Origin of the sequence: Kangiella sp., assembly GCF_048265365.1 — a bacterium.
GTDB lineage: Bacteria > Pseudomonadota > Gammaproteobacteria > Enterobacterales > Kangiellaceae > Kangiella.
Genome location: NZ_JBLXBT010000001.1, coordinates 175,177 through 191,142, shown reverse-complemented (window position 1 = coordinate 191,142; position 15,966 = coordinate 175,177). Strand labels below are relative to the sequence as shown.

General features: G+C 41.9%; 13 protein-coding genes. 5 read left to right on the top strand and 8 right to left on the bottom strand.

Annotated features, from left to right (window positions below):
- Positions 1 to 3: 3 nt before the first annotated feature.
- Positions 4 to 1,353 carry an adenosylmethionine--8-amino-7-oxononanoate transaminase gene (locus ACN0VI_RS00885; RefSeq protein WP_417445443.1) on the bottom strand — a complete coding sequence of 450 codons (1,350 nt, stop codon included), beginning with the start codon at positions 1,351 to 1,353 and terminating at the stop codon, positions 4 to 6.
- 134 nt (positions 1,354 to 1,487) lie between these two features.
- On the opposite strand from ACN0VI_RS00885, the gene ACN0VI_RS00880 reads away from it, so the two are divergent.
- Entirely contained in the window at positions 1,488 to 1,703 is a 216-nt protein-coding gene (locus ACN0VI_RS00880; protein WP_417445442.1) for a hypothetical protein, read from the top strand.
- 48 nt (positions 1,704 to 1,751) lie between these two features.
- Here the strand turns inward: ACN0VI_RS00880 and ahcY are convergent, their stop codons facing one another.
- A complete protein-coding gene (gene ahcY / locus ACN0VI_RS00875) occupies positions 1,752 to 3,149 on the bottom strand; it encodes an adenosylhomocysteinase (RefSeq protein ID WP_331892257.1) in 1,398 nt (465 codons plus the stop codon).
- A gap of 82 nt (positions 3,150 to 3,231) precedes the next feature.
- A complete protein-coding gene (gene metK, locus ACN0VI_RS00870) occupies positions 3,232 to 4,392 on the bottom strand; it encodes a methionine adenosyltransferase (protein ID WP_331892255.1) in 1,161 nt (386 codons plus the stop codon).
- A gap of 388 nt (positions 4,393 to 4,780) precedes the next feature.
- On the opposite strand from metK, the gene ACN0VI_RS00865 reads away from it, so the two are divergent.
- Together ACN0VI_RS00865 and ACN0VI_RS00860 are read left to right on the top strand one after the other, a co-directional pair.
- Positions 4,781 to 5,638, top strand: a complete 858-nt coding sequence (locus ACN0VI_RS00865; protein WP_417445441.1) for an ion transporter — start codon at positions 4,781 to 4,783, stop codon at positions 5,636 to 5,638.
- A 72-nt stretch (positions 5,639 to 5,710) separates the two neighbouring features.
- On the top strand, positions 5,711 to 9,226 hold the full coding sequence (locus ACN0VI_RS00860; RefSeq protein ID WP_417445440.1) for a hypothetical protein: 3,516 nt from the start codon (positions 5,711 to 5,713) through the stop codon (positions 9,224 to 9,226).
- 56 nt (positions 9,227 to 9,282) lie between these two features.
- On the opposite strand, the gene ACN0VI_RS00855 is transcribed toward ACN0VI_RS00860, so the two are convergent.
- Both ACN0VI_RS00855 and coq7 read right to left on the bottom strand, forming a co-directional pair.
- A complete protein-coding gene (locus ACN0VI_RS00855) occupies positions 9,283 to 9,654 on the bottom strand; it encodes a DUF6746 family protein (protein WP_417445439.1) in 372 nt (123 codons plus the stop codon).
- A gap of 131 nt (positions 9,655 to 9,785) precedes the next feature.
- On the bottom strand, positions 9,786 to 10,424 hold the full coding sequence (coq7, locus tag ACN0VI_RS00850) for a 2-polyprenyl-3-methyl-6-methoxy-1,4-benzoquinone monooxygenase (protein WP_417445438.1): 639 nt from the start codon (positions 10,422 to 10,424) through the stop codon (positions 9,786 to 9,788).
- 145 nt (positions 10,425 to 10,569) lie between these two features.
- On the opposite strand from coq7, the gene ACN0VI_RS00845 reads away from it, so the two are divergent.
- Both ACN0VI_RS00845 and ACN0VI_RS00840 read left to right on the top strand, forming a co-directional pair.
- Complete coding sequence (locus ACN0VI_RS00845) at positions 10,570 to 12,069, top strand: AAA family ATPase (protein ID WP_417446549.1); 1,500 nt, start codon at positions 10,570 to 10,572, stop codon at positions 12,067 to 12,069.
- 24 nt (positions 12,070 to 12,093) lie between these two features.
- A complete protein-coding gene (locus ACN0VI_RS00840; RefSeq protein WP_417445437.1) occupies positions 12,094 to 12,690 on the top strand; it encodes a glutathione S-transferase in 597 nt (198 codons plus the stop codon).
- Between the two features lie 23 nt (positions 12,691 to 12,713).
- Here ACN0VI_RS00840 and ACN0VI_RS00835 read toward each other — a convergent pair whose 3' ends face one another.
- The 3 genes from ACN0VI_RS00835 to ACN0VI_RS00825 form a co-directional block, all read right to left on the bottom strand.
- Positions 12,714 to 13,046, bottom strand: coding sequence for a YdbL family protein (locus tag ACN0VI_RS00835; RefSeq protein ID WP_417445436.1), 333 nt, complete (start codon positions 13,044 to 13,046; stop codon positions 12,714 to 12,716).
- Positions 13,047 to 13,057: 11 nt separating this feature from the next.
- Positions 13,058 to 13,252: a YnbE family lipoprotein gene (locus ACN0VI_RS00830; RefSeq protein WP_331892247.1), complete on the bottom strand. Its 195-nt coding sequence runs from the start codon at positions 13,250 to 13,252 to the stop codon at positions 13,058 to 13,060.
- Between the two features lie 64 nt (positions 13,253 to 13,316).
- Positions 13,317 to 15,965, bottom strand: a complete 2,649-nt coding sequence (locus ACN0VI_RS00825; RefSeq protein WP_417445435.1) for an intermembrane phospholipid transport protein YdbH family protein — start codon at positions 15,963 to 15,965, stop codon at positions 13,317 to 13,319.
- Position 15,966: the final 1 nt, after the last annotated feature.

Genomic DNA, 15,966 nt, shown 5'->3' with positions numbered 1-15,966 from the left:
ACGTTAATCCTTAGTTGCTAACTGAATACCCTGCCAAGCGACGTCTGCCAGCTTATCAATTTCTTCTGGGGTAATGACATAGGGTGGCATGAAATAGACCACATTACCAAGAGGGCGTAAAAGAGCACCTTGTGACAAAGCGTGCTCATAAACACGCATTCCTCGGCGTTCTTTCCAGTCATACGGCGTGCGAGACTTTTTATCCTGAACCATCTCGGCGGCGAGAATCATGCCTGTTTGGCGCACTTCGGCAATATGAGGGTGATCGGCAAAATGGGCCGTAGCTTGGGCCATGTGTTGTGCCAAGACTTTATTGTGCTCAATCACCGGCTGGCTTTGGAAAATGTCTAATGTTGCCTTAGCAACGGCACACCCTGTGGCATATCCTGTGTAACTATGCGAATGTAGAAAAGCAGTCAACTTTTCGTAGTCATCATAGAAAGCTTGGAAAATAGATTCCCGGGTCAGCATTGCAGAAAGAGGTAAGAAACCAGCTGTTAGGCCTTTTGATACGCACATAAAATCAGGGCTAATTTCAGCTTGTTCGCAAGCAAACAAAGTACCAGTACGACCAAAACCAACCGCGATTTCATCGGCGATTAAATGCACATCAAACTCATCACACAGTTTACGTAACTCGGTGAGATAAACAGGGTGATACATGCGCATTCCAGAAGCACATTGAACCAGTGGTTCAATGATAATGGCAGCGACGTTTTTGTGTTCGCGCTCAACAAGCTCACGCATCTTCTCAAATTGACGTAAAGAATAATCATGCCAGCTCTCACCTTCTTCACGGAAATAGCAATCTGGTGATGGTGCTGTCATAACATCAAACATCAGCGGTTTATAAGGAGCTTTGTATAAGCCCAGATCGGAAACAGCCAGCGCCCCGGTGGTTTCGCCATGATATCCGCTTTCTAAAGCGATAAATTGTGTTTTCTCGGGCTTGCCTGCTAGCTGCCAGTAATGCAGACTCATTTTTAGGGCAATTTCGACCGCTGAAGAGCCATTCTCACCATAGAATACACGGTCTAACCCTTCTGGAGTCATGGCGACCAACTGTTCAGCGAGATCTATGGCTGGCTCATGAGTGAAGCCAGCGAAAATCACATGCTCCAGCTTATCTACTTGCTCCTTCATGGCATTGGCAATAATGGGATTACTGTGGCCAAACAGATTGACCCACCAGGAGCTGACAGCATCGATGTAACGATTACCGTCATAATCTTCCAGATAAACTCCATCGCCGCGCTTAATCGGCGTCATAGGGTAGCGCTCATAATCCTTCATCTGACTACAAGGGTGCCAAAGAACGGCTAAGTCACGTTTTTTTAGGGAAGCGTTATCCATAGGAATATATTGAAACCATTGAAAAATGATGGCGCCATTATCGCGCATTTGTAATTAAGACTCAAAGCAGTATCTGGAAATATATAACTGAAGATGGTAAAAGGAAATACAGTGCAATGTAATGAGATTGATAAATGGAAAAAACACAAAGCAATAAGGTAAAGCTTACTGGTGGTACTATATTTTTAATTATATTAGTGGTAGCTATCTTCGGTAATGCTCGCTCGAATCAGATAGAAAATAAAATCGATAAGCTTCAGGAATCAATGGATAGGCTTCAACAGAGCATAAATCATTTACATGGTAGGCTTGATGAAAGAGAACAGGTAAAAAACACAGTAGGTGAGTAATAAAAAAGCCGGCAAATGCCGGCTTTTTTATTACTCTCTAAAGCGAAACTAATAACGATAGTGTTCTGGCTTGTAAGGGCCTTCAACAGGTACGTTGATATAATCAGCCTGGTCTTGACGAAGAGTTGTTAAACGAGCACCGATTCTTTCAAGGTGCAAGCGAGCTACTTTCTCATCAAGGTGTTTAGGCAGGATATAAACATCGTTGTCATATTTATCGCCATTTTTCCACAACTCAATTTGAGCCAATACCTGGTTAGTGAAAGAGTTCGACATAACGAAGCTTGGGTGGCCTGTAGCGCAACCAAGGTTCACTAAACGGCCTTTAGCTAATAAGGTAATACGTTTACCATCAGGGAAGCGGATTTGGTCAACCTGTTCTTTAATGTTAACCCACTCGTATTTTTCCAGACTGGCTACATCTATTTCATTATCGAAGTGACCAATGTTACAAACGATGGCCTGATCTTTCATGCGAACCATATGCTCGTGACGAATGATGTCATAGTTACCCGTTGCAGTAACCACGATGTCGGCCTGTTCTACAACATTTGGGTCTTCCAGATCGACCACACGATAACCTTCCATTGCTGCTTGTAATGCACAAATAGGATCAATCTCGGTAATCCAGACAGTTGCGCCTAAACCGCGAAGTGATTGAGCAGAGCCTTTACCCACATCACCATAACCACACACGATGGCAATTTTACCGGCAATCATGACGTCGGTAGCACGCTTAATACCGTCTACTAGAGATTCACGGCAACCGTATAAATTATCAAACTTAGATTTTGTCACTGAATCATTAACATTAATAGCAGGGAACGGAAGTTCGCCACGCTTTTTCATTTGATATAAACGAGCAACACCTGTGGTAGTTTCTTCAGTCACACCCTGGATGTTGGCCAAAGTGCGTGAGTAAAAGTCATTGTCTTCAGATAACTTGAGTTTGATTGCTTTGAATAGCGCTACTTCTTCTTCACTTTTTGGGTTATCCAATACGGAAATATCTTTTTCAGCACGAGTACCAAGAATAAGAAGAGTTGTTGCATCGCCACCATCATCCAGAATCATGTTCGGAGAGCCACCATCATGCCATTCCATAATGTGGTGCGTATATTCCCAGTACTCATCCAAAGTTTCGCCTTTATAGGCAAAAACAGGAATGCCTTGGTCAGCAATTGCTGCGGCAGCGTGGTCTTGAGTGGAGTAGATATTACACGATGCCCAACGGACTTCTGCGCCTAATGCAATTAAGGTTTCGATCAGCATGGCTGTTTGAATAGTCATATGCAAAGAACCTGCAATACGAGCGCCTTTAAGTGGTTGTTCTGAACCATACTCTTCGCGCACAGCCATCAAACCAGGCATTTCGCTTTTTGCCATATCGATTTCTTTGTGGCCCCAATCAGCGAGAGCAATATCTTTAATGATGTGGTCAGTCATAATTTTCCCAGATTTTTTTTAGGCCCCTTTAAACCAAAAAAGATTTTAAAAAGGCCGTTCGGTGAGTGTAAAAATAAATAGGTTATAAGCCGGCGGCAGCGCGCAACTCTTCAGCTTTATCGGTTTGTTCCCAGGTAAAGCTGTCTTCGGTACGACCAAAGTGGCCATAAGCTGCAGTGGACTGATAAATTGGTTGCAGCAAGCTCAACATTTTAGTTAAACCGCGTGGGCGTAAGTCAAAATGTTCACGCACCAAGGAAACGAGTTTGTCTTCGCTAATTTTACCAGTACCGAAGGTGTTGATGCTGATAGACGTTGGCTCAGCAACACCAATCGCATATGAAATCTGAATTTCACAGCGTTCAGCAAGACCAGCAGCTACAATGTTCTTAGCCACATAACGGCCAGCATAGGCTGCGCTACGGTCAACTTTTGAAGGATCTTTGCCAGAGAAGGCGCCACCGCCATGGCGCGCCATACCGCCGTAGGTATCAACGATTATCTTACGGCCGGTTAAACCACAGTCGCCCATTGGTCCACCAATAACAAACTTGCCAGTGGGGTTAACAAAATATTTGGTCTTTTTGTCAATCCACTCAGTCGGCAAAACAGGTTTGATGATTTCTTCGATAACAGCTTCCTGTAAATCTTTAAGGGAAATGTCAGGGCTATGCTGAGTTGATAGAACTACCGCATCAATACCAACTGGCTTGTCATTTTCGTAACGAAAAGTCAGCTGACTCTTCGCATCAGGACGCAACCAGGCCAATTTGCCATTTTTCCGCAATTCCGCCTGTTTTTGCACTAGACGGTGTGAATAGGTAATCGGTGCCGGCATCAACACATCCGTTTCATTCGATGCATAACCGAACATTAGACCTTGGTCGCCGGCACCCTGGGCATCAGGGTCGTCGCGGTCAACACCCTGAGCAATGTCGGGGCTTTGCTTACCGATAGCATTCAATACTGCGCAAGATTCCCAATCGAATCCCATTTCGGAACTATTGTAGCCAATTCGCTTAATAGTGTTACGTGCAAGCTCTTCGATATCAACCCAGGCTGATGTTCCAACTTCACCTGCGACAATCACCATGCCTGTTTTGACCATGGTTTCCACAGCAACGCGAGCGTTAACGTCTTGCGCTAAAATGGCATCAAGGACTGCATCTGAAATCTGATCGGCAATTTTGTCTGGATGTCCTTCGGAAACGGACTCCGACGTAAAAACTGAATAATTGCTCATTTTGAGTAAGTTACCTTTTATTTATAGCAGAGTTACATAAACCAACGTTAATAACACTGAAATGCTGGTCAAAAAGTAGGCGGATTCTACACTGTTTAGCCGTCTAAATCACCTATTTTTACACCTTTGCCTGTGAATATCACATGAATAGAATCTGCTTTATTATAATCAGACTTATAGAGAAAGAAACTCAGAAAACGTTACAAACCGTAATAAAATCAATAACAGAAACCCTACACATAATAATGGTATACCACCAGCTATGGGCTGGTGGTAAATTAGATAGTTCTAAATAAAACTAAAGACATATCACCTATAACTTATCGGTATAATTGATTAGAATCGTAGGCAAGAGAAAACAAATAATGAATAGGATGTAACAAGGAACATGAATACGCCATTTAAGTACCGAAAACATAAATTTGACGAAGGTGAGCCGCTATCGCCTTGGCGCGAAAAAATTCATGAAGTGATTTTTGAAGCTGATACTTTCGCCGGTAAAACTTTTGATGTGGCTTTAATTATCACAATTTTTGTTAGTGTATTAGCTGTCATGCTCGATAGCGTTAAAGTGATTTCGGTAGAATACGGTAGTGTGCTGATTGCAGCGGAATGGGCGTTCACCATCCTCTTTACTATTGAATATATCTTACGCTTAATCAGCGTCCGAAAGCCTCTACAATATGCCAAAAGCTTCTATGGGGTGGTAGATATACTCTCAATTATCCCTACTTATTTAACTTTAATTATTGTCGACGCAAAGTACTTCCTTATTATTCGTATTTTAAGAGTGCTGAGAATATTTAGGATCTTTAAGCTGGCTAACTATATGGGCGAAGCCAGTCTGATGATGAATGCGTTGAGGAATAGTGGCACTAAAATCAGTGTGTTTTTGTATACGGTTCTGATGTCAGTGGTAGTATTCGGTTCTTTGGTTTATGTCATAGAAGGACCAGAGAATGGATTTTCAAGCATTCCAACGTCAGTATATTGGGCCATCGTAACCTTAACCACGGTAGGTTATGGAGATATCTCACCACAGACTCCGCTCGGCCAGTTTATCGCATCCTGCATCATGATTTTAGGCTACGGACTGATCGCCGTACCAACCGGAATCTATAGTGCAGAAATTACCCGCGAAGTCATGAAGAAAAAAGATGTCACGAACAATGCCTGCCCAGCCTGCGCCTATGAAGGGCACGATAAAGATGCAGATTACTGTAAGAAGTGTGGTACAAAGCTGTAAAAAAGTGTCCAAAAATTGAACACAAATCAAAAATGCATATAATACTGCCTTTTATAATAAAAAGGCTGGGATATGAAAAAAATACAATATGGAATCATGGCAGTAGTTCTGCCACTCACACTTGCGTTTGCTTATTACTTTTCACCTTCAAAACCACTGTCCATAGTAAAAGATATAGGTCAGTTACCAGTTGAGACATACATTGAGGGTATTGACGGTCAAAATACTATTGTGTTTAAAGAAAACCTGTATTTTTTCAAAGAAACACAACAAACTGGGCGAGAGTTATGGAGAGTGGATAAATTTAACAATGTAAGCTTGGCACTTGAGACCATACCAGGAAGAGAGTCAGGTAGAGTTGAAGCTTTTTTTAAGTCAGATACTACACTTTATCTCATAGTACAGGATCCGAATACCTATACTAGTCTAATATATTACCTCCAAGATACTCAGGGGGAATTCGTAAAGATTGATCCAGGGATGTACATCAACCCAAACAACCTAAAAGAATATAATGGTAAATATTTCACTCTCACCAATTTGGGAAATAATAGTGACAATACTATTGTGGAATTCGATGGACCTGATATTGCTTATTATACGATAACTGGGAGTAATTGGTTTTACAAAATAGAAGACTTTACCTACTTCAATAATGAAATTTATTTTAGTTTTAGTGATGACCCTTTAAGGGAGCTTCGCAAAATATCAGGCGGATCTGAAACAACGATTTATACAAGCAACCATAGAATACCGTTTTTGTTCACAACAATTGACGGCATATACATCATTGAAAGTAATTACGACACCACTCCTTCCACCTACGATCTGAGTTTATTACAAGATAACGAAATAATTCCACTAAAGAGTTTTAGCTCCATAGATTTTGGTATGAGCCAGGTTGTAGACGACAGACTAATATTATTGGCAGCAGGTACAGATAGCCAGATTAACCAATTATGGCAGTTCAGTGGGACTGAACAGAAGCAGATTACGGAGTATCAAGAAGAACATTTTTTGAGAATTGAAGACTTAGCCGGAAAGAACGGTGCGACGTATTTTTTTGAAGAAGGCTTTGATGGTAAGAAGTTAAAATATAGCGATGGTGTAAATCTTTATGATGTGATTACAGGGTATGATTACTCCAACTCACTTGGAAGTACGAGCCTACTGGAGCTGGGTGGTAACTTTATAATTAGTGGTAGAAAGAATCAGGAGGAGACAACCAGTCTAGCAGTTGCAATACTAGAAAATGGGGAGGCCACTGAAGTGCTACTTGATCAAAGTGTTTATTACTACCAGCTATTCATGATGGAAGGTGAGCTCTATGCCTTAGCCACAAAAAAAGATTCAACAATTGAACTATATAGAATTGATACGCAATTAAAAGTTGCTACATTAGAAATAGCATTTGAAGGAGAGCACGGTTGGTATATTGGGGTTGATGAGCCTAGCCACCGTACTTACCTAACTTATAGAGCAGTGGGAGAGTATGGTACCCCACTTTCAGTAATCGAAGGAGCATCAGTGCAAAAACTGCAGGTAACCAATGCTACTGGTGGGAGTTACCCTAGAAATTATACTGTTGTAAAGGATAAGACATATTTTATTGCAGAGCATGATGAGTTTGGTACCACAATTTGGGAATCTGATGGTTATGATGCACATCTGGTGGAGACAATCTATAACGAAAACTTAGATTATTTCCCCGAAATAATGTTTAGCGTAGATGGTCGGTTAATTTATTTTCAAAAAAATGTGAACAGTAGTAATTTGCAAGTCTGGGCTTTGAATGAGGATGGGCCGCAGAAAATTTCGCAAAATTCATATAATTATCTGCAAGCTTCGTTTGTCAATGATGGGACACAGTTATATTTTGTAGGTGGTTATGATGGAAGCAGTTTAAAATATTTGTGGAGGGTTACCCCTAGCCGAGTTGAGTTGATAGGTGAATTGGAATTTACTTCAACGGATATGGAGTTGATTAAAACACCACATGGAATATTTTTTACCACTGGTTACGACGAATACACAGGTGTATGGCAGTTAGATGGGGCTTCATTAATTGCAATTAACAAAAATGGATTGGAATTTTCAGCGTCTCACCATAGAAAGATACTTTGGGATTCAGAAAATGTGTACGTTAAAGAGTGTCTCAATGAGTACCATACTGTGGTCTATAAAGTTAATGGTGAAAATGGGTTAGAAGAATTAGATATTGGTGAGTTGTCTGGCAAGCGCTGTACAGATATTTGGTTTTTTCAGCTAGAAAACGAAAATGTTATTTCACTAATTGACCATGGCAGTCAATCAATGGGGGTTTGGGTATTAGAAGATGCCCAAATAGTCAAAGTTGATAGTTATGGGATACCTTCTTATACACACTATGTGGCGAAAGACTCAAGATTATATTTCAATGCTCGACCATCAAACTCAGGGCAAAACTACCTGTATGTTTATGAAAATGGGGAGGCTAAAAACCTGAATTTGGGACTAGTAAGTGATTTAAAGATAGCTAAAGGGACACAGGAAGAGGATGTTGACTGGTTATTTTATAAAGAGCAATACACTAACAATGGCTACCAACTTTATAAATATAATGGCACTAATATGAGCTTACATAACAGCATCTCAAATGACTATCGGGATATTTATAAAATCACTAAGGTTGATGACATTAACTTTATACAGCTTGGAAACTCCGGTGGTGATAATCAGTTGATTGCTATGGATGGCAGTGGTGAGTTAACTTATTTAATTTCAGATCAAAGTATAAGCTTCAGTACTGATGGCTCTTATGGAGAGAATCTTATGGATAATGGCCATGGGAAATGGCTGTTTATGCAAGGGTGTGACTATACCGTTGGTTGTGAGCCGTATTCATTAAATTTGAATCAGTTACCATCAGCAGGATTTACAACCGACAAAAATCACTATGTTGCTGGTTATGAGGTCGTTGTAGATGGATCCGAGTCGACTGATCCAGAGAATAGCATTATCGAATATAACTGGAAGTTGATTGGTTATGAATATGCGCGAATAGAAGGGAATGGTAATAAGCAGGCTTCAATCAAGATTCCATTAGTAGAACAAGATATTAATTTAACTATTGAGCTGGAAATTGTTGACGATGGTTATGATAAGAGTATCGCAACAAAACAGATTAGTGTTGAATTCAATCATCCGCCAGAGATTATTATAAATGCCCCTAGCTCTGCTGTAGAGGGCGCAGTTGTTAAGCTAAGTGCTGAAGGGTCAAGCGACGTAGAGGGAGAAATGCTTAGCTTTCAATGGAGTGTAGTGGAAGGCGACAATATAGTCTTGAACAATGTGAATCAGATGGTGGCATCATTCACGGTACCGAACTTAGAAGAGGATGCAGAGGTAACGGTGGCGGTTTCTGTAAGTGATACGGTGGGTAACATTTCTACTGCTGAGGCGAATATTTCGCTGCAAAAGTCGAGTGGAAATACCAATCCAGATCCAGAGTCTGGAGGTGGTTCAGGTGGCGGTGGCTCTACAAACTGGTTACTGTTGCTAATGCTTACAATGATAATGATGATAAGATTTGGTTATTATCGTAGATAAGGCAAGTAGCAAAAAAGGGTAGCCATGTGCTACCCTTTTTTATGTGCGTTATTAGGTTACTTACCTATTAACTTTTTAGTTCCTTGTAGATATTCTTTGCCTTTTTGTTGCACTGTTTCCGGGTCATTAGTTTCCGATGCAATGTGAACTTTCTCCAGATTTTCCTGAGTTTTGTCCAAGTGTTCTTCGATAAATTGGAGAGCATTTTCCAGGCTGTATGACATCTGATGAATTTCCGCCATAGTGTAGGGGGTTAGCTCGTATTTGATGCGACCCTCCAGCTGTGCATTGTATTTCTCAAGAATAGCGACTGCTTCGGCCATGGTTTCAGGCTTTTCGCCCTTGAAGTGTCGGACATCTGTTGCACGAGCAACTGATATTGTTGCTGCTACAAGAATTATTACGGTGAATGCTTTACGAATTGACATGCTGAACCCTTGTTGAGAATGATTGTTGTTTGCATTCTACTATTGGCACTACTATAGTGCCAAGTGATTCAGATCAATTCTTTGGTAGATATTTTTAGTAGATAACGTAAATGGCTAATTAGCGTTGTAACTCAGATGTAATAGACGCTAGAAGTCATCATCTTTGACATCAGTCCCATAGCACCTTTTATCGGTTTTGGTAGCTCTGCACCACCATGTTCAAGTGCGGTAGTGGCATGTTTAAGTTCTTCTTCGCGCATCTGTTGCAATATGACGCGGCTTTTACTGTCCTGAATCGGGAGTTTTTCAAGGTGATCATCCAGGTGGCGGCAGACCTGATATTCGGTTTCAGCAACAAAGCCTAAACTCCATTTGTCGCCGGCGATGCCGGCTAATGCGCCAATCGTGAAGGAACTGGCATACCAGAAAGGGTTGAGTAGACTTTCACGGCTACCAAGTTCATGAATACGTTCACTACACCAGGCAAGGTGGTCCACCTCTTCCTGTGCGGCCTGCTCCATCTTGTCGCGAACATTGGGTAGCTTGGCGGTCAGTGCCTGCCCTTGATACAGTGCTTGGGCGCAGACTTCACCGGTATGATTGATACGCATCAGGCTCGCGGCATGCCTCTTTTCCTGATAAGACATTTTGGACTCGTCAATGTCATGTGCAGGAGTTGGCCTAGGCTTGGCATCATAAATGCCCCGAGTGGTTTTCAGCGCTGAGTCTGCGACCAGACAAAGTCGATCAAAAAAGCTGTATTGGCGCATAGATCTGCTAAACTTAGTGGCTTCAAGGGCTACCATTGTAGCGATAAATGATAAGAAAGTTAATCTTGGCTTATCCAGGGGCGACAGCCGATTGGAGGGAGAGGTCAAGGATAGAAAAGATATAGAGACGGGTATATTAGTCATTATGGGCGAAACATTAGAAAAAAACGATCTGGCAATATTAATCGAATCCAAAAACCCCATCATTGTTATTGAGTCGCATGAAGAAAGCAGAGTCACAGAGCTGCTCACTAAAGTTGCAATCAAGCTCAAAAAGCCACTGTTTGGTTGGCATCTGACCGAGGGGCTGAGAAGGATTGAATTAACCAAGTCGCATTTCGCACCACTGGACAGTACTCAGAAGCCAGACGATTGCTTAAAGCATATAAAGCGCATGGAGCGACCTGGCATTTATGTACTCTATGATTTCCATCCCTTTCTTGATGAGCAGCACCCTGAGCAGATACGTTTAGTCAAAGATATTGCCCTACAGTTTCAAAAGCATCATCAAACCTTGGTACTGGTTAGCCACAAGTTGAAGTTGCCAGAAGAAATAAGACGTTTTTCTGCAAAATTTGATTTGCGTTTGCCGAGTCATCAAGAATTGGAAAAGTTGATTCATGCTGAAGCAACTCGTTGGGCGCTCAATAATCAAGGGCAGAAAGTTCGAACGGACAAGCCAACTATGCAACGACTAGTGCAAAACTTAACTGGACTGACGTTGAGTGACGCTCAGCAGATTATTCGTAATCTGATTTATGATGATGGTGCCATTACCGAAGATGAAATGGATAAGGTTAATCGCGCCCGATATGAATTATTGGATTTGGAAGGTGCGGTTCATTATGAATATGAGACTGCGCATTTTGCCGATGTGGGCGGTATGACAAAGCTTAAGCAGTGGCTGGAAATGCGCCGTAAAATATTTATCAGCGAACAGGACTTGGGCCTGGATAAACCGAAAGGGATTATGCTGGTAGGAGTGCAAGGCGGAGGGAAATCTTTAGCCGCAAAGGCAGTTGCTGGAATGTGGGGAGTGCCGCTGTTGCGTCTGGATTTTGGTGCGCTTTACAGCAAGTGGCACGGTGAAAGCGAAAAGAATTTACGAGAATCACTCAAGCTTGCTGAAATGATGGCGCCATGTGTCTTATGGCTGGATGAAGTTGAAAAAGGCATTTCAACGGGTGATAACGATGGCGGAACTTCGAAACGAGTTTTGGGCACCATGTTGACCTTTATGCAGGAAAACAAGTTGCCGATTTTTATTGTCGCAACCGCAAACGATATTTCTGCATTACCACCTGAGTTAGTGCGCAAAGGCCGATTGGATGAAATCTTTTTTGTCGATTTACCAGATCTTGATTCTCGCCAGCAGATATTCAGAATACATCTAAGTAAGCGCAAGCAAGATACTGAACTGTTTGATTTAGCAAAACTTGCTGAGGCTACTGAAGGCTTTAGCGGGGCGGAAATTGAACAGGCAGTCATCGCTGGTTTATATGCAGCGCATTATGGTGATAAGCCATTATGTGATGAAACATTGTTAGGTGAGGTTGCAGCTACCAGCCCGCTATCTAAAGTAATGGCAGAAAAAATGGTAGTGCTTAGGCGATGGGCTGAAGGTCGTGCTGTCGTTGCCAACTGATTGAGAGAATTAAAGGAGCCTCTAATGAAACTGATATATTCTACCGCATCTCCCTATGCTCGTACTGCAAGAATCTTTGTGCAAGAGCTTGGTTTAAACGAGCAAGTAGAAGAGGTCTTTCAGCATCCTTTTGAAAATCCTGCTGAATTGATTGAAGCTAATCCATTGTGCAAGGTTCCTTGTCTAATTGATGATAGAGGCGATGCGATATTTGATAGTCAGGTGATATGTGAGTATCTGGACTCTCAAGCTGACAATCGATTATTTAAAGCGGTTAGCAACGATTGGCATTTAAAGACCTTGTATTCTTTGACGCGTGGCTTATTGGATTCGGCTGTTGCCTGGCAGCAGGATAAAATGCGTGAGCTACAGGAACAGTCAGACTTTTGGCAGAAACGATTTATTAAAAGTATTGACCGAGGATTAGCTTATCTTGAGCAACGACTGGATGAATTGCCGAGTGATTTTTCAGCGATTCATATTAACTTGGTCACGGTGCTTGAATATTTAGGCTTTAGACATTCGGACTATCAATGGCAAACGAAGTTTCCACAATTGGAATCTTGGTGGCAAACGTATAAAGAAAAGCCTTCGATTGTAGCTACACAACCGAAGGCTTAATTATATAGCTTACAAAAAGTAGATTACTTTTTGCGCCACGAGCCATTCATATTGATGTAGTGGCCGCGCTGAGTTTTTTCCAGGTTTCGTTTCGCCGCGATTGCTTCAACCTCAGCTAAAGTAATGTTGGCTTTGCGAGCTTCCTGAGCATAGATAGCGCGTCTTTTATTGTTGATGTCTTGAACGAAAGAGCGGATTTCTGTGCTTGGATTTGAAATGACAATTCCAACATAACCTGTAGACATTTCACCAACCACACCTTGATCCTTCAAGTTACCAATATCCAGGGCCATGGCTTGAGCAGCTACCAAGAATGTGGCTAATAGTGTCAGTAAAGATTTTCGTAATAAATTCATAGTGGCTTCTCCTAAAATAACCCTGAGTCTTCACTCAAGGCCTTATCCAACTCACGTTCAACCTTAACCACAATTTCATGTTTAATGGTGAAGTCACCAATGATGTGGATAGGCTTATCTGGCGCTTCCAGCTTTACTGTGCAAGCAGTTGCCATAACAGAAAGGCTGGCTGCAGCAAGCAAAGTGGGTAATCCGATGTTTTTCATACTGGTTCCTTACACAGATAGTTAACTTACGATAACTCATATTGTACGAGCTTAACATGAATCATCACTGAATTTTGAGCAAATCCTTCTGTTTTAAATCATCCAATACAGGCGTCGCCATGTCTCCGGTTATCAGCATGGAGTAAAGCAGGTTAGGCAGGTTGCCACGCAAGGTAAGATCCAGCTTGATCGGGAAGCCATTATAAACATCGGGATTCGAACCTAGAGTATATAAGGTAATAGTGTAATCACCCTCACTGCTGTAATCGATAGTGCCGCTGAGTTCTTTATAGTGGAAATTCTCCATTGCCCGGAAGGCTATGTTGGCTTGTTTAGCCGCGTCAGTTTTCAACTTAAGAACTCCCGGTTTTTTGCTGATAAAAGTGCCATTAGTAATTTGCCGACTGTCAGGTTTAATGATGAGCGGCAGGATAATATCAAAGTCGCTGGTAACCGATAGTTTTTCACTCTCTAGCGCTGATAACAGTTTTTGCAGGTTGATACTGGATAGCATTAAGGTAAAAGGTTTGATTGATGTTTTGTGCATATCAAAACGTGGAATGCTAATAGTGCCCCCCAATAATTGACCGCTGATATCATGGAAACGATAGTCGGTAGCGGTATGCTCGAGCTTAAGATTAAGGTTGGTAATAGCGATACCAGCAGCGATTTGGATGCTGTCAACTTTGGCATTGACGGAGCCTTGCAAGGATGATTGCTTGCTCAGGTTGTCGGTAATGGTAGCTTTGTTAAGAGCCAACTTATCGTAAAGCAGGCTTAAATCATTGATGCTGAGATTGCCTTCGAAAAGGAGTTTCAGCGGATCGCCCGAAACTTTTTTGATATTGAGATCACCTCCTGTGACCTGTAATGCTGGGTAGGCATTTAAAAATGGCGTCCAACTTTTCAGGGTCAGCATCGGCAAGCTCGAACGATCAATCTGTAGGTCGTGCTCTCCAGTTTTAAGCTTATAGACATAGCGTATTGGAATGGTGTTTTGTGATTGCAGCAACGATCCTTTTGCAGTAAATGACTGCTTTAACAATTTCCAATCGAATTTACCGCTGACATAATCCACCGCAATATTATCAGTAAGATAACTGGCCTGATCAAACTCAAGCGCACCATTGATAGCTGCATTTGTTGCATCAGGACTAAGGCTACCTTTAACTTTACGTAATTTTAGAGGTTGTTTTGAAAGCGAAAACTCATTCGCGGAATAGTTGGCTTTGAAAATGTTGTTAGTAAGATTGATTTGGGCAGCGAACTGGTTGGCACTGACAGTTTCGTCGTTTAAAGCAAGTTTAAGATCGATCGGCTTAACCAATTTTAGGCTGAGTTTTTTAACGGTTGCAGTTGATGCTTGAGCTTTATTGGGCTCGCTTAGCGTGGTCGTCAGGTTTTGCGTCCAGTCTATTGCCCCTTGCCATTGGTGGGTTGGTAAATTAACGGTGTACCCTTTACCTTTCAGTATGCTGTTATCCAGGTTTAGATTTAACTGCTGACTTTTAAGTTGAAGATTGCCATCTTGCAAATGTGCTGAAGCATCGATATGAGCCTTAAGAGAGCTTGAGTTAAAGCTATTAACAGTATTGTGATAACTGATTTTAGGTAAATTAAGGTCTGCAATGATGTGAGCGGATGCTGTTTGCTCGGATGCAGCAGTCGTTTTTGCCAAGTCAAGATGGATACTGTCAATTGAAGTTGTGGTTTGCAGGTTTTTGTTGTTAGCAGTGAGCTCCAACTGGCCATTGGCTTTTAGAGATTGTGTTTCAAGATTTAAATCGAGCTGGGTATCGTCGCGAGCAACCAATTCAAACGTAACCTTTTTATCAAGCTTTTGCATATCTAAAGTTAAGCCGTATTCCTTAGCGTAACTTGGGACCTCTTGCTCAAACCATGCCGGATTAAATTGTACTGGGATTTCCAGTCTGCTGTTTGCTTGAAGTGTGGCTACAAACTGTTTGTCAGCGGTTTGCTGAATAGTGGTGGCCAGATCAAAACTGATAGTGTCGAGGTCAGCCGAATAAATTTGGATGAACGGAATTTGCTCGATTTCACCAGACAGGTCAAGCTGCCAGCCTGATTGAGATAAAGGTGATGCACTCAGGGTCAGTTGATTGTCGTTTTGTTGCACCTTTAGGTCGAGCAACTCAAGAGACTGGTTGCTGTGTTGAATCTTCGCAGCCAGATCAAAATTCAGACTCATCCATGCAATTTGGCTATTTAAGCGTAACTCGTTATCGTCAGCTTTGAACTGAATATCGGAAATCTGAAAGTTCTGTCCGACAAAACCTTGCAGTTCAACTTGCTCAATAGATAACTGATCGATCGGCAGATGGGGAAGGTTGATGGTCTGAGGTAGCTGAAAACTGGCGTTACTGGGTTTTTCCTCTGATGAGGATAATTTGATAATGGCTTTTTCAGCAGATACGTCCAGCAATTTTTGACGCCATAAAGAATAACGAAGTTCGGTATTGTTAAGTTCTATGGCAACCGTATTCGGTCCATCAATCTGTAGAGTAAGATGCTTAACTTTGGTTCGAGTCAGGCCTGGACGTTCCAAATCGAGTGATTCGAGTTTGATTGATGGTGGTAAAAATTTCGCCAGCTGACCGGGCACCCAATAGGGTGAAGTCCAATAGGCAATTAATAGGAGCAACGCCAGAGAGGCGCTGATCCATGCAATCCATTTTAGAATTTTTTTAATCAAA